Genomic DNA, 23763 nt, shown 5'->3' with positions numbered 1-23763 from the left:
ATCAAATTAGTACTGAATAGTACTAAAAGGAGGATTTATATGAGAACAGTATTTTTAACTGGTGGAACAGGTTTTATTGGAAAGCAATTAGTGAAGGAATTGGCCAAAGAGCATGTTACAATTCTTCTATTAGTGAGATCGAAAAGTAAAGCAACACGCATTTATCAAGAAAGAGGCATCTTAAAAGAGGCAGTTATGCACTTTATTGAAGGTGATTTGACGAAAATAGACTTAGGTCTAAGTGCTGAAGATAAGGAGTTGGTATTGAAAACGGATGTGATTATTCACGCAGGAGGCCCCATGGATATTCAAGCGACAAGCAAAGAGGCAGCTTCCGTATTTTTGAATGGTGCCCAGCATATTAGTGAATTCGCAAAAAATATTCATCAATTGAAGGGATTGCAACAATTTATTCATGTTGTAGGCTATATGAGTCCCTTTGATGATAAAAATAGCAAGATTGCGATAGATGTGTTTAAAGAAGGAAACAATTATTTGAAAATAAAAAATCCATATGAGAGAACAAAGTTTTTAGCAGATCTTTATATCCGTCAACAGGCATCCACAGTAGGTTATCCGCTTTCAGTAATTAATCCACCAACTGTAGTTGGTAGTAGTAAAACAGGGAGTACGGAGCAAACAGGAGGCTTAGGCTTGCTTGTGAGGAGTATGCGAAAAGGGCTCATGCCAGTGATCCCTGGAGGTAAGGAATATAGATTACCACTTATTGCAAACGATGAACTAGCAAAGTTTATTGTGCAGGTTTTCAGATTGGAGCAACCAACTATACAAACATATACACTTGTTGAAGATAAACAACATGATCAGAATATTTCAGAATTATTGGATGCTATGTCTGAAAGTATGAATATGACTGCACCTAAAATTTCTGCCCCAATGCCATTTATGAAAGCACTTATGAATAGTGGCGTAAGCAAAATAACCCAAATTCCTGCTGATGGGCTAAACTTTATTACAAATCGAACATTTTCAAATGGTTCTGCGAAAAAGATTATGGGAGAAAATTGGTTTAAGGAGACAAATGTAATGAAATTTTTCCCAGCCGTAATAGCTGATCTGGATTATCGCATGATGTATCAAAATGGCCAGTACAGTCATTTATTTAAACGAACATTATGTAATAATACTACCATTTACCAATCACAAGGAGAGGGTAAACCGTTTATTTTATTACATGGTTTATTAAGTGATGGAGAGGATTTATTTCCTTTAGGGAAAGAGCTTTATGAAAAAACGGGTCGACCTGTATGGATCATGGACCTTCCAGGTTTGGGACGTTCTCCTTTTAAACGAGAGAAAAATCTTTTAAATATCTATTTGAATGTAGTGAAAAAGTTATTAGAGAAAGCTACTAATGGTGCCCATCTAATTGGCCATTCATTTGGTGCGTATATTCTTTTGGAAGCATTAGTACAAAAGTATATAGATAAGAAGTATACAATTACTTTACTTCAGCCACCTGTTGCTAAAAAAAATGCTAAATCGATAAATGTTCCTCAATTTATGAACAAATGGACATTGAAATTGGCAACTACTAATTTGATCGAGCGTTATTTATTAAGTAATGGTTTATTTGAAAGTACGGAGAGCATCCCTAAACATTATATTGAAAAAATAAGTAACAGTTTTACTTCTCCTAGAATTTTAAATACTACGGTTCAGCTTAACAGTTTACTATTGAAAAACGTTCAAGGTGATTTCAATGAAGTAACAAAGTATAATCTTCGCATTATTTGGGGGGATTGTGACAGAGGCTATTCTGCTCCTTCGCATCTGGGTAAGGTTGATTTTGTTCCATATGGTCATCATTTTCCTCTTAACCATCCGAGTGAAACGGCTAATTTGGTAATAAAAAATAGTAGTACTAGCAGATGAGAGTGTAGGATAAATAAAAAGCGTGTAGTAAAATCGTTGTGTCTTTGAAATAAAGTCGTACTGTTTGAAAAAAAAGATTGTCTACTTGAACGCTGGATATATTTACTTAAGAATCTAAAAGCTAATCAATTACAGCGTACATATGAGTATCCTGAGGTAGTAAAATGCGAATTGAACAAAGTATTGCTCCTTACGCATGGCATGTAATCACCTTGTGAAAGTGGAGAAGAATGCAATAAGATTTTGTATTATTTAAAAGTAAGCGCTAAATACAACACACCTTCTACTAAAAGTCTGGGCATGAGATAAACTAGTCATTTTAGGACTTTTTTTAGTAGATAAGAAAGGAAGAAAGGACATCATTTCGCTCTAAAATGGGCGAGATGTGTCCTTTTAATCTTCTACATTACCGAACGGGCTAAATACATTAACATGTGGAACTTTTCATCCTTAACATGATAATCAAAAAAAGGTCCAGGATCTGTACAATAACCGATATTATCGCTTTGTGTTATTTGAAAGTCATTGACTAGTAAATTCTCCTCTATGTAATTTGGATATAAAATGTGTTGGTGAGAATCTGGATATATGGATGAAATATTTTTCAATGAATTGGACGAACTTTCGTAATAAGAGTAACCCCCAACGATAATTGAATCGCTGTGGAAACGGTCTTTTAGAATAGGTATAGGAAACTGTGGATTGAGTAATGAAAAATCATTGGTTGTAAAACTGTCCACAAAAACATCGATACTAAGTGGTTTTAATGGCAGGTTTAAATCGGAATTCAAAATATAAAGTACGTTAAGTAAAGGATTGATACATTCAATCCTTTTTCTAACCTTCTTGAGCATCTCAAGTGAGTAGCCACTGAATACATAGGATGCACTCAAGTCAAAATTATCACTATATTTGGGAAGTGTCACAAAAGCATCGATGTTGGTTTCCACAATTAATTTGTTTTTCAAATCTATATTTTGCAGTGTTTTTTGAAACCAAAAGTTACTTTTTTCAAACAAATTTATCATCCCGTGATTCATCTCTTTAATTGTTTGTATGTCGTAAAAATAGGACGGGTATGGAGAAATCTCATACAAGTTAGCGGTGATGATAATACCTTCTTCAATAACTGCTTCGTAATCACAAGTACAAGTTAAATAACCTTTTTGAATGGAATTATTACTAATCGACACATCTTTCATTTCAAGTGGGATGTGGCACTTTGGACAATAGAGAATATTTACAAAGGATAGCGGGACACCTTTTAAATATTCCTTTTCGGACGCAGAATTTTTAGTGTGAATCGATTTATCAATTAGTTGGATTGCCTTTGATAACTCGTCTTTTTTCTGGATTAACTGGTCCTTTTTATCGATTAGCAAGGTATTGTAGTAGACGAGATCTTCAGGGTCCATGAAATTTGTAACACGCTGATACGATAGAATTTGTTGTATTTCTAGCAGTGAAAAATGGAGCTTTTTTAGCTTAGCAATAAAAATCATATCATCGTGGCTCGATTGATTCATTTGATATTGAGTGTTTTTTTTGTCTGGAAGTAACAAACCAAGTTCGATGTAATAACGAACAGTATCGATTGAAACATTGTAAATCTTTGCAAATGTACCGATTTTCATAGATTCCCCCCAGTAAAAAAGTGGAGTAACTCCACTTTTTTTTTGAAATGTGTCTAAAAAGTGAAAAAAAGACTATTGACCTTGAGTCAGCTCCAAATATTATGATAGCTCTAATAAGTTTAAATAATCAGAATATTGTTAGGGTAATTTTAACATATCAGTCAACAAAGGAGAATTACTATATGAATAAAATGGATCGAATGGATACGCTTTCATTGTGGAAAGCAACTGAAAACAGCTATAAAAAAGAGAATTCTCTTGAAGGAAATCAAGAGGCAGATGTCGTTATTATTGGCGCAGGATTTACAGGTCTTTCTTCTGCGTATCATTTACAAAAATTAGGGCGAAGCGTTATTGTGCTTGAACAAGAATCGATTGGATATGGTGCTAGCGGTCGTAACGGTGGAATGGTCTTACCAGGCTATAAACCAACAATGCAGGAGCTTTCTAAAAAATATGGGTCTGTCGAGGCGGAACAACTAAATAATCTTTCATTACTTAGTGTTGAGCTAGTAAAAGAAATTATAGAAGAGCATCAAATTAACTGTGATTTTAGAAGGACAGGTCATATTGTAACAGCTTTCAAGGCGAAACATTTTGAAGGATTGAAAGTTGAAAGCGAATACTTAAATAAAAATTTCGGTTATGAATCAAGTGTACTTGATAAAAGTCAGTTACATGAAGAGATTGATTCTCCAATTTATCATGGTTGCTTAGTTGACAATTCAAGCTACTCATTCCATCCGTTGAACTATGCAATTGGTTTGGCAGAAGCCGCTAAATCAGTTGGTGCAAAAATCTTTGAGTTTTCGAAAGCGCTATCAATTGAATATGACCAATCAAGTGTGAAAGTTGTAACAGCAAATGGGGTTGTTACTGCGAGGGATATTATTGTGGCTACAGATGGATACTCCGGGAAAATCGTAAATGAGTTAAACAAAGGTGTACTCCCTATTTCAGCACGTATTATTGCTACAGAACAGCTTCCGGAAGCACTGTTAAATGCCGTTATTCCTAAAGATCGTATGGTTTTCGATACAAGCAATTTTTTATACTATTTCCGTCGTACACCTGATAATCGAATGATTTTTGGAGGGGGGGATATCCGACCCAACTTAGGAGATAGCGTCTACCAGAGTGTTTATAATGCTATGGTTACAACTATGCCAAAATTGGCTGGAAGCAAGATCGATTACCAATGGGGTGGATTTATTGGAGTAACTATGGACACTTTTCCGGTTATAGGTAGATCTAAAGAAGGTGCCTATTTTGCAACAGGTTATTCTGGACATGGAGCATCGCTTAGCACTTTGTTCGGTAAGTTATTGGCTCAATGGATTGTTACGGGAGATGCAGGAGGATATCGTTTTGAAAAGGAACGTTTAAAAACAATCCCATTTTATAATCAAAAAACGATGTTGGTAAACCTCGCACATATCGGATTCAAAGTGCTAGATAAAATTAGATAAGGGAGAGATACAAATGAAAATTGATATGTTTATTGATGGGAAATGGAGAGAATCGTTATCAGGTGGAAGAAAAGACATTTTAAATCCAGCAACTGGAGAGGTAATGGCTTCGGCTGCTAGTGGAACAGTAGAAGATACAAAATTGGCAATCAAGGCAGCTCGTGTAGCGTTTGATAGTGGCATCTGGTCAAATTTATCAGCAGATGAAAGAGCGAATTATCTTTATAAGATAGCAGATCGTCTTGAAGAAAAGGCGGCAGAAATAGCACTCTTGGAAACGGAAAATAACGGTAAGGTTATCCGTGCAACGACAAATGTGGATATTCCCGCTACTATTCAAATCTTCCGCTATTATGGAGACCAGATCAAACTTATTAAAGAGAAATCCTATAACCGCGAGGATTCTTCGGAAACGATTATTACTCAGGAGCCGATAGGTGTTTGTGGTTTAATTGTCCCATGGAATTTTCCACTTATGATAGCTGCTCAGTCTATTGCTCCGGCCCTTGCTGCAGGAAATACAGTTGTGCTTAAGCCTGCTGAAGTCACTCCTGTAAGCGCATACAAATTATTTGAAATTTTCGAAGAGGTCGGTCTTCCAGCAGGTGTGGCCAATTTGATTTTAGGACCTGGATCCAAAATGGGGAACGAGCTTGCTGAGAGTTTTGAAGTTGACCAGGTAACCCTTACCGGCGGAACAACAGCGGGACAAAGCATATTGCGAGCTGCTGCTGGCAATATGAAAAATGTCACGCTTGAGCTGGGGGGGAAATCACCTCTGATAGTATTTAATGATGTGGATTTTGAAACGGCAGTCGAAAATGCAATGTTCGGCATATTCCACAATGCAGGTCAAGTTTGTACAGCCGCTTCACGTTTACTAGTACATGAGACTATTTATGGTAGGTTTGTAGAGAGATTGGCAGAACGTGCAAACAAAATTGTAATTGGCAATGGGGAAAGTGAGGTCATTGAAATGGGGGCACTTACAAGTGAGGCCCATATGAATGAGGTTTTACAATACATTAAAGTTGGGATTGAAGAAGGCGCAAGATTAGTATGCGGTGGTAATCGCATAACGGAAAATGGGCTTGATAAAGGATTTTTTGTCGCTCCAACGATCTTTGCAGATGTAAATTCGAACATGCGTATTGTTAAGGAGGAAATTTTTGGCCCAGTTCTTGTAGTAGAGAAATTTAAAGATGAGGAAGAGGCCGTCCAAAAAGCGAATGATTCCATTTATGGATTAGCGGCTGCTGTATTTACGGAAGATATGGATCGCGCAAGACGTGTGGTTAGTAAATTGCGGGCAGGAATTACTTGGATAAATAGTTATCACTTAGCTTATATTGATAGCCCTTGGGGAGGGTATAAGCAAAGTGGAATTGGCAGATCATTGGGTGTTGCTGGACTAGAACACTTTATGGAATTGAAGCAGATTAATATTCATCAGAAAGCTAAGCCTGTAGGTTGGTATGAAAATTAGAGTTAACTTGCTAATAAAATTGAATATTAGGGGGATATGCCTATGGGGGATAAAGAAAATCGCCCTTCTCTAAAGAAAGATCAAGGAGAAGTATTAAATAACTTGGAAAAGGATTCAATACTAGGAACAAAAAGTATTCCTTCACTGTATTTTCGGTTTGCTTTAGCGGGGATCATGGCTAACTTGATTCTGGGGGTTTTTGCCCTTATTGATGGTCATTTCGTCGGCTATTTTTCGGTTTTAGAAATTGAAGGGATCGGAATTGGTTTCACAGTCATGGTTATTACTCGTATGGTAGGGATTCTTTTTGGAGTAGGAGCAGGAGCAGTTATTTCTCTCCGACTAGGTAAAGGGAAGGTAGAAGAAGGTAGATCAATAATGGGTCAAACCCTATGGTTCACACTATTCGTCTCTACTTTGATAGCTGTATTAGGATTGATCTTTGAAAAAGAATTGATGCTATTATTTGGTGCGAGCAGTGAGTCTCTTCCTTATGCGATAGAATACAGCCGCCTATTATGGATTTCACTGCCATTAACGATATTAGCTGTTGTACTTAGTATTTTAACTACTATCGATGAAAAACCTATATTATCCATGAACAGTTGGTTAGTGGCTGCTGTTGTTGCAGTAGTTGTAGAATGGGTAATGGTTACGAAACTTGACATGGGAATGATGGGGTCATCATGGGGCAACACAATTGCTCAATCAATTCCCGCCCTACTAATATTATATTTTTGGTTTGGTAAAACAAAACTGAAGCCAAAAATGAAAGATATTAAGATTCAACTCAAAAAAATCGGTGAAGTGGCTTGGACGGGATTTGCCTCTTTCTCGGGTCTAGTTATGATGTTTTTTGTCATAATATTCACGAATAATTTACTTCAAGAACACGGTGGTGGGTTGCACGTAGCCGCTTTCACTATTCAAAACGGCTATATTACAAACCTGCTTGCCTTAGCAGCGCTCGGTGGAATGACAGGACTTCAACCAATCATTAGTTATAATTACGGTGCCGGTAATTTTGATCGTGTTAAAGAGGCCATCAAGTTCGGACTCATTTTTACGACAATATTCTTTGTAATTTCTACTACTATGCTTATCATTTTTGCGGATCCAATAGTGGCGTTTTTCGCCAGCGGAGATCCAGAATTACATCAACTAGGTGTTTGGACAACTATCGTCTTTAATTTATTGTTTACATTTAATGCGATTAATACGCTTATTTCTGGCTATTACGAAGCACAGGAGCGAAACTGGACGGCAACATTTATTGTAGCAAGTAAAATGCTAGTGTTTATGATCCCGTTAATGTTTATACTTCCGAAATTCTGGGGTGTTGAAGGTGTTTGGTACTCAGCCCCTGTTGCAGAAATACCTGGTGTACTCATCGCCCTTTATTTTATAAGAAAAGAATTTAAATATTTAAATGGAATGAGTGCGAATAAAGAATTCAAATATTTAAATGAAATGAATACGAATAAGCTAAGTTTATAGAACTCTGCTAATCTATCAAATGAAAGAGGGATGTTAAAAATGTTTTTTGCGAAAGAAGTAACAGAGGAAGAAGCTAAACAACTACGTGTTGATACGTGGGAACCATGGGTAGGTGAAACGGATAAAGGAATGTGGCACCTAGAAGAACAAGAGGTTTTCTATGTAACAGATGGAGAAGTGTTCATTACCGTTGACGAAAAAAAATATCATCTTACGAAGGGATGGGTAGTTTCTTTAGCTAAAGATCTTGTCTGTGAATGGGATTGTCCTGTCCTTGTAAAAAAGAATTTTATATTAAACCAAGAAATTGATTTGAAATAAATATTGGAGGTGTACTATGGGAGTAACAAAAGTGGAAGCTGAAGTTGTATTTATTAATGGAGAAGTAATCACAGTAGATCAAAAGAATACAGTAACAGAGGCTGTAGCTGTTAAAGATAATCGCATTATCTTTGTAGGTTTAAATAGTGAGGTTAATAGTTTTATAGGAGAAAAAACGAGTGTCATCGATTTGCAAGGAAAAACACTTCTTCCTGGATTTATAGATTCTCATATTCACTTAACGTATTATGGATTGAATCAGTTGGCGATAAATTGTAAAGCTGAGCATATCGATTCCATTAAGGTTTTATTAGATGATTTGAAAAAGAAATCCTTAGAGACGCCTAAGGGTGAATGGATACGGGCTTTTGGATTCAATGAAACCGCTGTAAAGGAAATGAGGTATCCAACAATCGATGAACTGAATTCAATTTCAGTAGAACATCCAATTATGATATCGCGTACTTGTAACCATATCAGTGTTTTAAATAGTAAAGCACTTGAACTAGCGCAAATAAACGAAAATACACCAGATCCTGACGGGGGAGTTATTGAAAGAGATCTTGAAGGGAAATTGACAGGAAAATTAATTGAAGCAGCAAATATGGAAATGAGCGATGTTGCAAGACATACAGAAGATGAACAAAGACAGGCTGTAAAAATTGCTTCAGATCATTTCATTGCTTCGGGCTTAACAAGTGTACATGATGCTGGGGGACAAGGACCTGATAGTTTCCGCATACTGCAACAGGCTGTGAAAAGCAGGGATATTCGCGTCAGAGTATACGCAATGATATGTCAGATAAATAACTCCCAAGAATTTGTCCATAAAATGATGGAATCTGGTGTAGTAACTGGTACGGGAGATGAAAGATTTAAAGTAGGACCGGCAAAAATGTTTACAGATGGAAGTAGCACTGGGCCTACCATTGCGACCCGTAAGCCATACGACAGTGACCCAAACAATTATGGCATTCTATATCAAAGTGAGGAAGAAATTTATGAAGTTTTAGGAGAAGCACATAAAAAAGGATATCAACTCACTGTACATGCACAAGGTGATAAAGCCATTGAAATGTATTTAAATTGTGTGGAAAAGGCGATTGAGGAATCACCAAGAACAAACCATCGCCATCGAATTGAGCATGCAGGAATCTCATCGCCAGATTTACAAGAAAGAATGAAAAAACTTGGAATTATACCGATTCCAAATCCTCCATTTCCGTATGAATTCGGAGAGATTTATGTAAGGCATTACGGTGATCGCGTTCAACATATGTACGCTGCCCGTGATTATATTGATCAGGGGATCATAGCAGCAGGTGGATCAGATGCGCCAGTTACTGATATTAACCCTTTATTAGGAATTCATGTTGCTGTTAATAGAAAAAGCCAGTCGGGTATGGATATTGGTTCCAGTCAATGCATAAGTGTTATGGAGGCTATAAAACTATATACATGGAATGGTGCTTATGCGAGTTTTGAAGAAGATATAAAAGGGAGTATCGAGGTTGGTAAGTTAGCCGATTTAGTAGTCCTTAATGACAGCATTTTAAATGTCAGCCCAGACCAAATTAAAGATTTAAAAGTAGAAAAAACTATGATCGATGGTGAAATTATCTATTCTAAAGAAAATTTTGTGGAACTAAATCGAGTATAGATTATTAAATGATAGTATGCTGAATACTCCTATACGCCAGTTTGTATGTATAAAAATCTCGTGATTTATACCTATTAAATTATCACGGTGAACCTTACTATGAACGGAACCCCGAATGGTGGACCTATTCGGGGATTTTTGTGTTATTAAAAGGCAAAATCCCATTATACTTTCATTTGAGAATTTGTGGTTTGCGTCCTGATTTAGACCTTGTTTTTTTGATCTCCCTTAGTTTTCAGTGACATTTTATTAGTGGAAATTGAAGCCTACTTGATTCAGAATGTAGATTTATAAAAGAGTTTGATCATTTATAATAAAGATTGAAAATTTGTAATAAAGTTTGAAAAAAAACCTCACCTCATTTAATTTTCTATCGTTGAATTCTGCATAATCCATATCAGCTAAAATTGTTTGGAGTAGATCTAGTAATGCAATATCATGTTTGTCTAGTTTATAAATGTAATCGATGATATTCTCGTGTATTTTTGTAAATGTGTATCAACTAGTTGTCCTTGTACATAGAAGCAACAATGCAAACATTTTCACTAAATTTTATGAAAACGATACGTAATTTACTATCAGAACAACATAAAGTTCGATAATAAAAACAGCCTGTATAGAAATCACAATGAAAAGCAGCAAGAGTTAAAAATAATTTTGCTGCTTTTCATTGTGGTGATGTAGCAATTTAAAGACCTGAAGTTCTTGTAATGAATTCGAGATGTTTAGTACAAAAATGGGGTGACCCGAGGTTCATGTAATAACAGACCAGAAGTTCTCGTAAGTTTACAGTTGTCTATTATGGGGAGCGTATACAAGCCCTCCTCTACGCCAAATAATTTTAGTTTACATAATATAAATTATAGGAAGTTATGTTTCATTGAAAAGTATACTAATAATATTGAGACGGAATGATAAAAATTGGTGGAATATTAAACAGTTTTGGATCTCGAATTTTAACAGCATGTCAATCGATGAATCGACTCCATTAAATATACAATACATATTGGTCCATCGATAAGTCCTCATTCGTCTACATATTCTCATGGCAATTCATTGAAACATCTATATCCATTTTTTATCTAATCTCTGACTTATATAGATCTTTTTCTAAATCCATTAGTACACACCGAATTTCTCTTCGATTTCTAACGCAGTCTCAAGAACTGTTCCCAGTAAACTCTCTGTGCCTACGAAGCTGTTTCAATTCTCTAGAAGATCTTAACATATAGTTATCTAAAGCAGTTTTTATGTATTCTCCTAATAAATTGTGTTTCATTATTAATGCGTTACATCCTTAATCAGTAAAGAAATTACTAATATATAATGTTCGTGTTTTATTCATTTTATGAAGTCTCTAGCTGATGGACAAATAGCATTTTCACTAATAAAATACGAACATTATTAATTATTTATCAATAAATAGTTCGTTAATTATCTTTTCAGGATTGATTACGAACACTCGTCTCTAACAATTCATAGCTTCAATCCCCTTCTTTTCAATTGCCGCTTCCAGAATTTCCACATAGCTTCCATTACTGAAAGACGAGCATATGTTGATTACCCGTGGTTCCATCCAAATCCTCTCACACAAATACATCAGTAGCTCATTGAATGCAGATAACGCCTGTACACGTTGCTAGTTCCTTAGCACAGCTCAAATGTCATGAATCATTACGCTCAATTAGGAAACTTTCAACCGGCGATTTCCCTCCAATCAAATTTTCTCTGAAATGATCCGTGTTCTCTTCTTCGTTTTAAAATTTCTGAAACAACAATTATTATGGTGTTAAAAAAAGCATCGGTTTTTACACCGATGCTTTATCCATTTAACGAATGTTTATAGTTTTTGTTGCAACTGTTTGTTGAAATGCCTGATCATGTTCAACAATCACCATTGTGGGATTAAATCTTTGAATAAGCTCTTCAATTTGCATCCGTGAATAAATATCAATAAAATTTAAAGGTTCATCCCAAATATATAAATGGGCTTTTTCACATAAACTTTTGGCTATAAGCAGCTTTTTCTTTTGTCCACCAGAATAATGAGATATATCTTTCTCAAATTGAATTCGGTCAAAATCCATCTTACGTAAGATGGATTTAAACAACGTTTCATCAATCTCATGCTCTTCAATAAAGTCCGATAGCAGTCCCTTCAAATGAGAAGTATCTTGTTGGACATAGGAAATAATGAGGCCTGAACCTAAATGTATTGAACCTGTATGCTGTATCGGATTTCCTAGAATTAGTTTTAGGATACTACTTTTACCGCTTCCATTCTTTCCATCCAGGACAATTCGGTCACCTTGTTCAACTTTAAAGCTAATTGGCTTATTCACAATTTGGTCATCGTACTTAACAGACACATCCGCCAAAACAATCAATTCCTTTGAATGTAATTCCAATGGTTCTACTTTTAATGTCTCCGTTTTTTCCACATTTTTTAGTAATTTTGACTTTTCCTCAATAGCTTTTTGTTGCCTTGATTGAATGTTCTTTGCTCTTTTCATCATCTTTGCCGCTTTATGTCCTACAAAACCCTTATCCAACTTAGAACCCGAATTCGTCGTCCCATTCTTGGAAGCTTCCACTTGATTAGACCAACCTGCTGAACGCTTCGAAGACTGTGTTAATCTCCCAATGTCTTTTTGTAGACGCTGATTTGTTGCCGATTCGTGTTCCTGTTGTCTATCAAAATTTAACTTCCAAGAAGAATAGTTACCACTTTGCACTTCAATATTTGCCCTATTAATAGATAAAATATGGTCAACGCATCCATCTAAAAAGATTCTGTCATGTGAAATTAAAATAAACCCTTTTTTCTTCCTTAGATAATCAGAGACCGTCTTTCGTGCATCCGTGTCTAGATGATTAGTTGGCTCATCAATTAATAGAAATTGACCCTCAGTCAAAAAAAGTGCAGCAAGCAACACCTTTGTTTGCTCTCCGTTTGATAATGTATTAAATGGTCTGTACATGATCTCGGCATCAACATTTAGATAGGATATTTCACGAAGATATTCCCAATCTTCTGCTTGAGGACAAATTTCTTCAAAGATTTCATAAGTATACTTGTTTTTATCCGAAACTGGATAAGGAAAATAATTAAATTCTACAGAAGAAGTGATTTTCCCGCTATACTCATAATTCCCTAATAATAAATGAAAGAATGTTGTTTTACCTCGTCCGTTTCTACCAATAAATCCGAGTTTCCAATCCGTATCTAGTTGAAAGTTTACACCTTCAAAAATATTGTCAAAGCTACCTGGATAAGAAAAAGTTAAATCTTGAACTTTAATCATTGACATGATAATTCCTCCTTTGTATATCAACACTTTTTACTCTTTATACAAAGTCGGCACATCCATCTATTCTAAATTTCTCCGTATAAGTTTGATGGATATTAACGACTTATACGGAGTACTACATGCGTAACAATCGTGTCTGATTCGCTCATTTCTCTACCTCCTTTATTTATTAGATTTAAGTTACTATGAGAGAATAAAAAATCCCCCCAATTTGTCATTGGAAGGATTAGTCTTTCACTTATATTAAATAAGTTCTTTTTTGCCATTGGAATCATGACAACAAAGTATAAACTGATTTATAAAAATGGACAGACTAATCCTATATTTTGTAGTTTGAAGTTATTCATTTCAAATAAAATATAGATTAGTTAATCATTGTCCATCCATCAGTCCTCTCATAATTGTATTTTTATCTTAACAAATTTTTTTATGGAATACAATTGACCAAAAGCCTATCAATTCCAAATTGACTTTTAATTGTCGCATTAATATCTGATGTTTATGCCTCATGATCTAATTTTGCAAATTCTATAACTGCTAAACCAATTGCATAAGTTGCTTGCGGTGTATAAGCGTCCATAAAGACGTAGACACCTTTATCAACATGCATCCATTCGTTGTCTACGTTATACATACCTCGCCCTCTTAAAACGTAAGACCATGTTCTTGAACGTGTGTTTCAATGTAACCATATGAGCACCTGGTTTGAATGAAAGAATACGAATGTTCATCTCCTATAAGTCTTGGATTAATACTTCTATCATACCTCCATATGGTTCTTGTTTGATGTCTTTCTCATTACCTGTAACAACTACTGATGTATGCACTTTAATAGAAAAAGACACTTTAAGCAAATTTATTTATCTACATTAATTAATTTGCTCCTATGGTAGTAATAGAATGTTCGATTTTTGTTTTATCAATTACAGCAAAAAAAATAACTCAGAGGCCCTTCAAACCTCTGAGTTATCACTTTTTACTTAGTTAACGCCTTCATATCTGCCACAATCGTCTCAACTGGTACTTCTGTGTTACCGCTATAATCCTTCACAACAATCCCATCAGCATTGACTAAGTAATAACTTCCCATATGTATAACTTGGTCAGAATTAGGATCATTTTTTACGTGTGAATTAAACGATTTCTTTGCAAACTGTTCAATGAACTTTTGATCATAGCCAGTTAAAAGCTGCCATTTACTTGCATCAGGCACTGAATATGATTTTAAGTAATTTGTTAACACATCTGGCTTATCAACCTCAGGGTCCACACTAAAAGCTACGATTTGATAGTCTTCTACGCCTTCATCCTGAAGTGCCTTTTGTACCTCTGTCATGTTAAACGTCATTGGTGGACAAATGGTAGTACAATTAGTAAAGATAAACATGGCTAACCATGGCTTACCTTTAAAAGTATCAAGACTAACCTGTTCATTTTTTTGATTTGTTACCGAAAAATCTTGTACTTCTATATTCATTTTTGGTTCAAATTTATAACTACCACAAGCAGTTAACACGCTACTTAATGCTAGTATCAAAACAAGCATGACACTATTCTTTTTCATTAATTTGCTCACTCCCCTTCAATTTACCATCGTTGTTTATTGTATAAATTATAGTAACCAAATACAAGATTATGACCATATCCTTTCATTTTTTTATGTCAGATCTTTGTTCATTGTATGATTTTGGCATAAGAATTCATGTTTTTTAAAAAATTTTTTTGAAGCTTTTTTTACTATTTCGATTATTTCCCAAGACATCACATTCATTGTTGTATAACAAAGTTTTTTTATGTTTTATGAGCTTCCGTTATTTAATGACACAATAACAATTTCCACAAAATTCTCTTTTATGTTCTTTTTTTCTCCCACATTCGAAATTATTATCATTAAACTATTTTAATAATATTATTCTTATAGATAATTCCGTTCTCTTTTATACGGATTATTTCTATTAAATCCTTAATATTTCTATGTTATTTCCACAATCCGAAAGAGATTAAAAATTATAAAAACTCAAAATATAGTATTGCATTATAAGAATCTACCCCATAAAATAAGTGAATATAACGACGACTTAAAAAGAAATTTGTCGTTTAAAACAGAAATATAACACTTTAGGGGGAATAATAATGGCTAATGTTTCTAGGAACAAACATATAGAATCAGTTGATTATCATGCAATTGAAGCTATGGAATCGTTCAACAAGTTCGTGAAAAAGAAGAATACCTTCCTTTTCTCGATTACAGCAGGGTTTTTAATACTTTATATTTTGCTACCAATCCTTGCTTTCCAACCTGTACTACAACAAAAAGTCTTCGGAAATATTACGGGTGTTTGGATTTATTCAGCAGGATTATTCATTATGACAATTGTTCTTTGTACAGTCTATGTGAAAAAAGCTTCTTCATTCGATAAAGCTGCGGCGGCGGTGCTTGCAGAGTATCACGCGAAAGGTGGAAAATAAATGAACTTAGTATCCGTTGGTTTCTTTTTAGCAATCGTTAGTTTAACACTTGTTGTTACATATATCGCAGCAAAGCGTACGTCTTCTGCCGCTGATTTCTATACTGCTGGCGGAGGCCTTAAAGGTTGGCAAAACGGCTTTGCGATCGCTGGTGACTATTTATCCGCTGCCGCATTTCTTGGGGTGTCTGGCGCGATTGCTTTAACTGGTTTTGATGGTTTCTTCTTCTCTGTAGGCTATGTAGTAGCTAACTTAGTGCTTCTTTATGTAATTGCAGAGCCAATGCGTAACTTAGGTCGTTATACTTTAGCTGATATGCTTACTTCACGATTCAACGAAAAACGTATTCGTGGTGTTGCTGCGTCAGGAACAATTATCATCGTTATCCTTTATATGATTGCGCAATTAGTAGGTGCAGGTGCCCTTATTAAACTATTATTTGGTATTGAATACTGGATTGCTGTTTTAATCGTAGGTGTTATGATGACTACTTATGTATTATTTGGTGGGATGACAGCTACTTCTTGGGTGCAAATTATTAAAGCTAGTCTTCTATTATTCGGAACAGGCTTATTAGCTACATTAGTATTAGCTAAATTCGATTTCTCTCTTATAAAAATGTTTGATACGGTTGCTGTGGAACATGGTGAAGAATTCCTTGTACCAGGGATGAAATATACAAGTACAATTGACTCTGTTTCGATGATGATGGCGCTTGTTTTAGGGACATCTGGTTTACCACATATTTTAATGCGCTTCTTTACAGTGAAAGATGCCAAAACTGCTCGTTCTTCTATTTCATGGACGACTTGGATTACAGCTATTTTCTTCTCATTAACTATTTTCTTAGGTTTTGGAGCATTAAACTTTGTAGGATTAGATAAAATTCTTGCCGAAAGTAAGGCAGGTAACACGGCTGCCCCACTTCTTGCCCACTACTTGGGTGGTGATGTGCTAATGGCATTTATCGGTGCAGTAGCGTTCGCAACTATTCTAGCTGTTGTTTCAGGCTTAGTTTTAACAGGTGCTTCTGCCATTTCTCATGATATTTATGGTGAAATTATTAAAGGGGGTAAATTAACGGAAAAGCAACAAGTTGTAGCAGCACGTACTGGCTCTATCTCTATTGCCATTGTTTCTATTATCCTTGCGTTATTTGCGCAAAACTTGAATGTATCGTTTTTAGTATCCTTTGCATTTTGTATTGGTGCTTCTGCAAATTTACCAGTTATTCTTTACACAATTTATTGGAAGAAATTCAATTCAACTGGTGCTATTACAGCAATGGTAACTGGTTTAGTATCATGCTTAGTTTTAGGTGCTATGGGACCGAATGTATGGAGTCCTGTTGAAGGTGCAGCAATCTTTGTTGGTAACCCGATCGTGCCTTTAGCAGTACCAGCAGTCATTACGATTCCTCTCGGCTTTATCGCGGGTTACTTAGGCTCTGTTCTATCTTCAAACAAAGTACCACAGGAAGAAGCAGATCGCATTTATAAAGAAATTCGCGTTAAAGCAAATACAGGTGTATCTGTTTCTGACGTTTCTCATTAATAACCATATTATTACAATTATGTCTATCATTTTTCTTATCCATTTTAATAAAAATATCATGTTAAAAAACTCGATTTTTGGTCGAGTTTTTTATATTTTTATTACAAAAAATTTACCAATTAACTTATTGAACAATACTATTCACTTTTAAAAAAAACGAAGAAAAAACAATTCTCACAAAGTAAATAGTGTTTATTTTTTTAGAAAAAAACATTCTTTTTTTCAAAATGCAACCCTATTTTTTGCTTTAAAATCTAGAATTGACCTAACTTGTTTAGTTATCTGAATTTTCTATAACCCTTTAATTTCTAGGCTTTGTTGTATATTTTCTCTTTCAAGACTTTTTTTCTGGAAATTATTTTTTCATAATTTTTCTGAAATGTATTGCAATTTTGTGAACTCTCTCATAAAATGAAGATGTGAATTCACTAAACTAGCATATTTTAGCATTTAAGCAGTAAAAATAAACACAAAATGGGGAATGTTAATGGCGAACAATCAAACAAACAAGGCCGTCGTGATTGACTATGATGCAATTGCTCATCAAGAATCATTTAAATCACTGGTACGAAAAAAGAATTCATTTCTTTGGTCAATAACTGCAATCTTTTTAGCAGCTTACATGTTACTTCCAATTCTTACTTCGTACACGACGATACTACACCAAAAGGCATTTGGGGAAATTACTTGGGTGTGGGTATATTCAGCAGGATTATTCATCATGACTTGGAGTTTATGTCACTTATATGTAGCAAAAGCGAATAACTTTGATAAAGAGGCAAAGGCGATTATCGAAGAATATGAAAACGGAGGTGGCCGCCGATGACTAACGGAATGAGCTTTACAGCGATCTTCTTCTTCGTAGCTATTGTTGGTTTAACATTAGTTATTACATGGTGGGCATCTAAACGCACTTCTTCTGCAAGTGATTTCTACACTGCAGGTGGTGGATTAACAGGCTGGCAAAATGGACTAGCCATTGCTGGTGACTACTTATCAGCAGCTTCTTTCTTAGGGATTGCCGGAGCAGTTGCATTATTTGGATTTGATGGATTCTTCTTCTCTATTGGTTATTTAGTAGCATACTTAGTGGTATTATACATCGTTGCTGAGCCATTACGTAACCTTGGTAAATTCACATTAGCTGACATGATCACTGCGCGTTTCGACAGCTCTAAAGTTCGTGGTACAGCAGCTTTAAGCACTATTACAATTGTTTTATTCTACATGATTGCACAACTAGTTGGTGCAGGAGCACTTATTCAATTACTTTTAGGAATCGATTATTGGATCGCTGTATTAATTGTTGGTGTTATGATGACAACTTACGTATTATTCGGCGGTATGACGGCAACATCTTGGGTACAAATTATTAAAGCTTGTCTTTTAATGTTAGGTACTGTCATTATTTCATTCTTAGTATTAAAAGAGTTCGGCTTTAGTATTACGTCAATGTTCAAAGAAATGGGAACTGCTACTGATAGCGGTGCAGCTTATTTGAATCCTGGTCTTAAATACACAAATGGTATTGATACAATTTCAATGTTAATCGCTTTAGTTTTAGGTACAGCGGGTCTTCCACATATCTTAATGCGTTTCTTCACGGTAAAAGATGCGAAAACAGCTCGTTCATCAGTTATCTGGGCTACTTGGATTGTAGGTATCTTCTACATTCTTACAATCTTCTTAGGCTTCGGTGCAGCTTATTTCGTTGGTAAAGAAGATATTATTGCTGCAAACGCTGCTGGTAACATGGCGGCCCCACTTCTTGCGGAAGCACTTGGTGGCGACATTCTATTCTCATTCGTATGTGCAGTAGCATTCGCAACAATCTTAGCGGTAGTAGCTGGTCTTGTACTTTCTGGCGCATCTGCCCTATCGCATGATATTTACGGTCAAATTATTAAAAAGGGCAAAATTACAGAGAAAGAGCAAGTACTTGCAGCTCGTATCGGTTCAATCACAATCGCTATTATATCAATCCTTTTAGCACTTGGTGCACAAACATTAAACGTAGCGTTCTTAGTATCACTTGCATTCTGTATTGCAGGTTCAGCTAACCTACCTGTAATCATCTATACAATCTATTGGAAACGTTTTAATACAACTGGTGCAGTTACAGCAATGTTAACAGGCTTAATCTCTGCATTAGTACTAGTTGCAGTTTCACCAAACATCTGGAATCCAGTTGAAGGAAAAGCAATTTTCGTTGGTGAACCGTTAATTATGTTAACGAATCCAGCTATTATCTCTGTACCACTTGGCTTCCTTGGAGGTTTCATCGGAACTTTACTTTCTAAAGAATCAGATGCCAAAAAATATCGTGAAGTGGAAGTTAAAGCAAACACAGGTATTTCTGTACAGGATGTATCTCACTAATCATATGACAACCACCTCGTAAGTTACATACTTACGAGGTTTTACTTTTTCTTCCGTATTAGGTACTATTTTTATAAAACCAGTTGGAGGTAATGATCATGACACAATCAAAAGCAAAAAAGAAACGCATGCATGTGAAGCGCACGAAAGGTAAGGACGTTGAAAAAAATCGTCAGTTCTCCCCTTTCAGCACACATGAACGACTAACAAAAACGAAAAAAGAAAGCATCGATCAAAATTATACAAAGCATAGAAAACCCAACCACTCTGAGGATTATTAGTGGTTGGGTTTTGTTTGTAGTGAGACATCTTGGTGATTATCAGTAATAAGTTCAGCAGAAAGTACAATGGATATAGTAAAAGAAAACGTTAGGTATCCACCACATAAGATCAAAATCAAGCTTTATTGTCCAAAAAGTAATCGGCTGTAGTCCTGAGCAAAATGTTAGTACCAGAGATAATAAAGCAAATGCTCCCCACTATTCATTTTAACTTTAAAAAGATAGAGACTTATAAAACCAGTAAATGAAATTAAAATATCTAGCGGAAAAAACGACCATTTCCAGCGTATATCGCCGCTATATTGAATATTCCTTAACTTTTTTTCTCAAAAAGGTTCTTTACACTCATTTATAAGTAACAGTTGTTCAATTACTGTGCCCGATAGCAGAATTTTAATATGAAATTACTTTTTGCATTTGATCATTAATATTTACCTTACTTAATCCCCCGTGGTAACAAACCACAGATTCAATGTCGAGATCAAGGTATTTCTTCAAAGAGAGTCGAGCCTCTTTTAAATCCAGTACGGTTGGGACATGAATTCCCCTAATTATTCCGTCTACACTGTACATCGAATCTCCGGCAATTAGTGTTTTACTTTGTTTCAAATATAGGCTGATATGGCCAGGAGTATGCCCCGGAGTATGAATGACACGAATCCCGCCACAATACGACAGTTCTTGGCCGTCAATCAAGGTATCATTCACTTTTCCCTTCGGCGGATTCTCTATGTGCCCGTCTTTCAAAAGAGGTAAATCCCCCTGGATATAAGGCTTATCTAGTTCGTGAGCATAAACTTTAATATTCCTTCCACATTCCTGTAATATCTCAGGAAGACTACCTATATGATCTATATCCTGATGCGTCAAAATGACAACTTTTAGTTTGTCGAACGACACTCCTACCTTTTCCATTGCCACGCGTAAATCTTCAATTTGACTAGGGAACCCCGTGTCAATTAAAACAGCCATTTCTTGATCCCATAAAAGAGTGGGATGAATAATATTTCTGTGAAACTCAAGCTGGAGCATCTCTACTCCCTTAGAAATTTCCATAACTTTAGCTCCTCTATCATTAGATTTTATTGATGTAAAAGAGTGGGTTACATAAGATCGTCGAAAAAATAAAGCTAATTTTGAAGTCTAGTAGGTTCATTTTTAACATCCTGAAGAACAGTCCCCTTCTTCCAAAGCAGCTTCCGTAATGTTTCGAAATTGACTAAAACTGTGCCTACAATAATCGTCAAAGTTCCTATGCCTGTTAGCCAAGAAATATATTCATGATAAAAGGTAACACCTAACATAACGGCAATTAATGGTGAGATATACAGCCATGTAGAAGGAAAAACAGGATTTGTCCGTGAGACAAGCCAATAATAAATGCTATGGCCGATCATTGAACCAAAAATAGTTAAATAAAGAAGAGAGCCAATTGAAGCTGGGCTTAAAAGATAATCAAGCTGAATGTTCTCGGTGAAAAATGACAAAATGATTAATAAAATCCCACCATGCATCATTTGCGCTGCATTTAAAGCAATCGGTGATGTCGTTTCAAATTTTCGGATGACATGCTTCGAATAAATCGTTCCAGATGCGTAAAAAACTTCACCCAATATAATAGCGAAACAACCAACCATCCAGTAGGGACTAATCTCAATCGAAAAACTAGGTAGGATCAAGAGCATGACACCAATAACTCCGACGACACAACCAATGAATGATTGCCAATTTCCTTTTTGCTTCAATATGAATGTCTGAATAACTATGATCATCATTGGACCTGTAGCAGATAAGACAGCTGCAATTCCTGATGTCACATACTGTTCTGCCCAGTATAATGTGGCAAACGTCCCAAAGGTTAAACCTACTCCTGTAAAAAACATCTCTTTCCGAAATAATAACGATATTGTCGTTTTTTCTCTCCAAATCATAAAACTAAATAGCAGCAAACCAGCAATGAAAAAACGAAGTCCAGCTGATAAAAATGGAGGCACTCCTGCATCAACACCAATTTTAATCGCTAAAAATGTCGTTCCAAAAATCAAACACATAAAGAAATAATTTATTATAACCATATAAACTCCTCCTCTTTTTCCATCATAAAAGAAAGACAGTAGAACAGATTGAGAAAGATAGAACAGATTAGATTGGACGTGGTACAATCGTTTTTGAATAGGAGGAAACGATGTGAGCAAAGTGATTCAAAATGGAGATTATCTTTTTAAGAAAGTATATGATTATGTACTGCACCGCATAGAACGTAAAGAATGGAAAGAACACGAAAAGATTCCTTCCGTCCGGCAATTAGCATCTGAAATGAGTGTTCATCGATTAACTGTTTTAAAGGCTTATCAATTACTGAAACAGCATGACAAAGTTTATGTAAAAGATAAAGCTGGCTATTTTGTCCAATCAAATGTGACGAATAATCTTGAATATCTAGATCTAGACAATCCAATTGTTTCTGCATACGTACAAAAAAATCATTTATCTGAAATACATCAATCACCAGTTTCCTATCAATTTTCTCAGGCGTTAATTGATCCAAACCTTTTGCCTAACCATTATTTTTCAGATTACGTGAAGAAAGTGTTTGATCTTTATCCAAAAGTACTTGCAACCTACTCAACTGTGCAAGGTGATTTAGAGTTACGTGAAACACTTACTCAATATTTTATCAACCAGTATAAAACTCATCTCCATGTAGATGATCTTTTAATCACTTCTGGCTCACAGCAAGCGATTCACTTAATTGCTCAAACTTTCATTAAGCCAAGAGACGTCGTATTATTTGAACGTCCAAGCTATAGTGCTGCGATTGATACTTTTAGAGCACAAGGAGCACAGATTGTAACAGTTGATATCCATCCAGACGGGTACGATTTACAGCAGGTCGAATTATATATGAAACAATATAAACCACGCCTATTTTATCTCAACCCAACATTCCATAACCCGACTGGTTATACTGTATCAGTTGAGCAGCGCAAACAATTAGTAGAATTAGCTGAACGATATCGATGTCTATTAATTGAGGACGATGCCTATCACGACATCTATTTTGATCATGCCCCTCCACCACCAATTTACACATATGATACTGCTGGGACAGTCATTTATATCCGAAGCTTTTGCAAATATATCTCACCTGGTTTGAGAATTGCGGCTGTTATTTGTCAATCATCGTTAATGAATTCACTACTAGCAGTAAAATCGTTAGCTGATAATGGCTCACCACTCCTCAATCAGAAAATTTTTCTCCATTACTTTTCATCACTAAGATTGCAGCAGCACTTGGAGAAAATCCGGATCGCCCTACAAATTCGAAAGGAAATCATGGAGGAAGAGCTAGCAGTAACAGGTTGGAAATGGACCAGTCCAGAAGGCGGTCTTAATTTATGGGTGCAACTCCCAGATACACTTCCAACTGAATTATTATTAACCAAAAGTATCGAACAATCTATATCCTTTGTGCCAGGTCAAGTTTGTGATCCATTAAAACAACTATCATCCTGGATACGTTTAAGCTATTCTTACGCAAATGAAAAACAACTAAGCGAAGGGGTAAAAAGGTTTATTTCAGTGGCAAATTCTCTTTCTAAGTGAGCGGTGGGACTTGGATTAAAGGTTTGCAAAGCTATATAGAGCCTGTCTTCCTATTTTGCTCTAAGGCTATCGTGATTCTAATATTTTTATCAGCGATGTTCGAGGGTTTATCAGCGATTCTGGCACTTTTATCAGCGATGTTCGAGATTTATCAGTGATTCTGGCACTTTTATCAGCGATGTTCGAGATTTATCAGCGAT

Annotated in this window: 17 protein-coding genes and 2 pseudogenes; 12 read left to right on the top strand and 7 right to left on the bottom strand. The window is 35.6% G+C overall.

The annotated features are described in order from the left end of the window. Positions 1 to 39: 39 nt before the first annotated feature. Positions 40 to 1896, top strand: a complete 1857-nt coding sequence (locus ACVWXS_RS18905) for an alpha/beta fold hydrolase (RefSeq protein WP_456959656.1) — start codon at positions 40 to 42, stop codon at positions 1894 to 1896. Positions 1897 to 2297: 401 nt separating this feature from the next. On the opposite strand, the gene ACVWXS_RS18900 is transcribed toward ACVWXS_RS18905, so the two are convergent. Continuing rightward, positions 2298 to 3530 (bottom strand): MerR family transcriptional regulator, encoded by a 1233-nt coding sequence (locus ACVWXS_RS18900; RefSeq protein ID WP_456959655.1) that lies wholly within the window; start codon positions 3528 to 3530, stop codon positions 2298 to 2300. Positions 3531 to 3712: 182 nt separating this feature from the next. Between ACVWXS_RS18900 and ACVWXS_RS18895 the strand changes: the two genes are divergently transcribed. From ACVWXS_RS18895 to ACVWXS_RS18875, 5 genes are read left to right on the top strand one after another with little or no spacing between them, the layout of a single operon-like run. Further along, positions 3713 to 4999 carry an NAD(P)/FAD-dependent oxidoreductase gene (locus tag ACVWXS_RS18895; RefSeq protein WP_456959654.1) on the top strand — a complete coding sequence of 429 codons (1287 nt, stop codon included), beginning with the start codon at positions 3713 to 3715 and terminating at the stop codon, positions 4997 to 4999. Positions 5000 to 5012: 13 nt separating this feature from the next. Continuing rightward, positions 5013 to 6485 carry an aldehyde dehydrogenase family protein gene (locus ACVWXS_RS18890; protein ID WP_456959653.1) on the top strand — a complete coding sequence of 491 codons (1473 nt, stop codon included), beginning with the start codon at positions 5013 to 5015 and terminating at the stop codon, positions 6483 to 6485. Positions 6486 to 6527: 42 nt separating this feature from the next. After that, complete coding sequence (locus ACVWXS_RS18885) at positions 6528 to 7982, top strand: MATE family efflux transporter (protein ID WP_456959651.1); 1455 nt, start codon at positions 6528 to 6530, stop codon at positions 7980 to 7982. Positions 7983 to 8021: 39 nt separating this feature from the next. Continuing rightward, positions 8022 to 8303 (top strand): cupin domain-containing protein, encoded by a 282-nt coding sequence (locus ACVWXS_RS18880; RefSeq protein WP_068984293.1) that lies wholly within the window; start codon positions 8022 to 8024, stop codon positions 8301 to 8303. Positions 8304 to 8334: 31 nt separating this feature from the next. After that, positions 8335 to 9963, top strand: coding sequence for an amidohydrolase (locus ACVWXS_RS18875; protein ID WP_456959666.1), 1629 nt, complete (start codon positions 8335 to 8337; stop codon positions 9961 to 9963). Between the two features lie 1829 nt (positions 9964 to 11792). Here the strand turns inward: ACVWXS_RS18875 and ACVWXS_RS18870 are convergent. The 3 genes and pseudogenes from ACVWXS_RS18870 to ACVWXS_RS18860 form a co-directional block, all read right to left on the bottom strand. Further along, positions 11793 to 13274 carry an Lsa family ABC-F type ribosomal protection protein gene (locus ACVWXS_RS18870; protein ID WP_456959649.1) on the bottom strand — a complete coding sequence of 494 codons (1482 nt, stop codon included), beginning with the start codon at positions 13272 to 13274 and terminating at the stop codon, positions 11793 to 11795. A 499-nt stretch (positions 13275 to 13773) separates the two neighbouring features. Beyond that, positions 13774 to 14098: pseudogene (locus tag ACVWXS_RS18865) on the bottom strand (cupin domain-containing protein); the annotation flags it as partial. 152 nt (positions 14099 to 14250) lie between these two features. After that, positions 14251 to 14838 carry an SCO family protein gene (locus ACVWXS_RS18860; RefSeq protein WP_456959648.1) on the bottom strand — a complete coding sequence of 196 codons (588 nt, stop codon included), beginning with the start codon at positions 14836 to 14838 and terminating at the stop codon, positions 14251 to 14253. A 569-nt stretch (positions 14839 to 15407) separates the two neighbouring features. Between ACVWXS_RS18860 and ACVWXS_RS18855 the strand changes: the two genes are divergently transcribed. The 5 genes from ACVWXS_RS18855 (at position 15408) to ACVWXS_RS18835 (ending at position 19957) form a co-directional block, all read left to right on the top strand. After that, positions 15408 to 15743 (top strand): DUF485 domain-containing protein, encoded by a 336-nt coding sequence (locus ACVWXS_RS18855; RefSeq protein ID WP_456959647.1) that lies wholly within the window; start codon positions 15408 to 15410, stop codon positions 15741 to 15743. Next, a complete protein-coding gene (locus ACVWXS_RS18850; RefSeq protein WP_427497537.1) occupies positions 15744 to 17297 on the top strand; it encodes a solute symporter family protein in 1554 nt (517 codons plus the stop codon). It begins immediately after the preceding gene. Between the two features lie 487 nt (positions 17298 to 17784). Continuing rightward, on the top strand, positions 17785 to 18123 hold the full coding sequence (locus ACVWXS_RS18845) for a DUF485 domain-containing protein (RefSeq protein ID WP_368634858.1): 339 nt from the start codon (positions 17785 to 17787) through the stop codon (positions 18121 to 18123). An 8-nt stretch (positions 18124 to 18131) separates the two neighbouring features. Further along, positions 18132 to 19676, top strand: coding sequence for a solute symporter family protein (locus ACVWXS_RS18840; protein WP_456959665.1), 1545 nt, complete (start codon positions 18132 to 18134; stop codon positions 19674 to 19676). Positions 19677 to 19774: 98 nt separating this feature from the next. Continuing rightward, positions 19775 to 19957 carry a hypothetical protein gene (locus tag ACVWXS_RS18835; protein ID WP_068984303.1) on the top strand — a complete coding sequence of 61 codons (183 nt, stop codon included), beginning with the start codon at positions 19775 to 19777 and terminating at the stop codon, positions 19955 to 19957. A 55-nt stretch (positions 19958 to 20012) separates the two neighbouring features. Here ACVWXS_RS18835 and ACVWXS_RS18830 read toward each other — a convergent pair. The 3 genes and pseudogenes from ACVWXS_RS18830 to ACVWXS_RS18820 form a co-directional block, all read right to left on the bottom strand. Next, positions 20013 to 20265, bottom strand: a pseudogene (locus ACVWXS_RS18830) (DUF5360 family protein); the annotation flags it as partial. Between the two features lie 85 nt (positions 20266 to 20350). Next, positions 20351 to 21013 (bottom strand): MBL fold metallo-hydrolase, encoded by a 663-nt coding sequence (locus tag ACVWXS_RS18825; RefSeq protein WP_456959644.1) that lies wholly within the window; start codon positions 21011 to 21013, stop codon positions 20351 to 20353. A gap of 74 nt (positions 21014 to 21087) precedes the next feature. Beyond that, positions 21088 to 22032, bottom strand: a complete 945-nt coding sequence (locus tag ACVWXS_RS18820; protein ID WP_456959643.1) for a DMT family transporter — start codon at positions 22030 to 22032, stop codon at positions 21088 to 21090. A 112-nt stretch (positions 22033 to 22144) separates the two neighbouring features. On the opposite strand from ACVWXS_RS18820, the gene ACVWXS_RS18815 reads away from it, so the two are divergent. After that, the gene (locus ACVWXS_RS18815; protein ID WP_456959641.1) at positions 22145 to 23563 is read left to right on the top strand and encodes an aminotransferase-like domain-containing protein; all 1419 of its coding nucleotides are present in this window, start codon (positions 22145 to 22147) and stop codon (positions 23561 to 23563) included. Positions 23564 to 23763 lie beyond the last annotated feature (200 nt).

The sequence above is a fragment of the Lysinibacillus sp. TE18511 genome (genome assembly GCF_054062295.1).
Note: the sequence above shows the minus strand (reverse complement) of the source record. Positions and strands in the feature narration are given on the sequence as shown.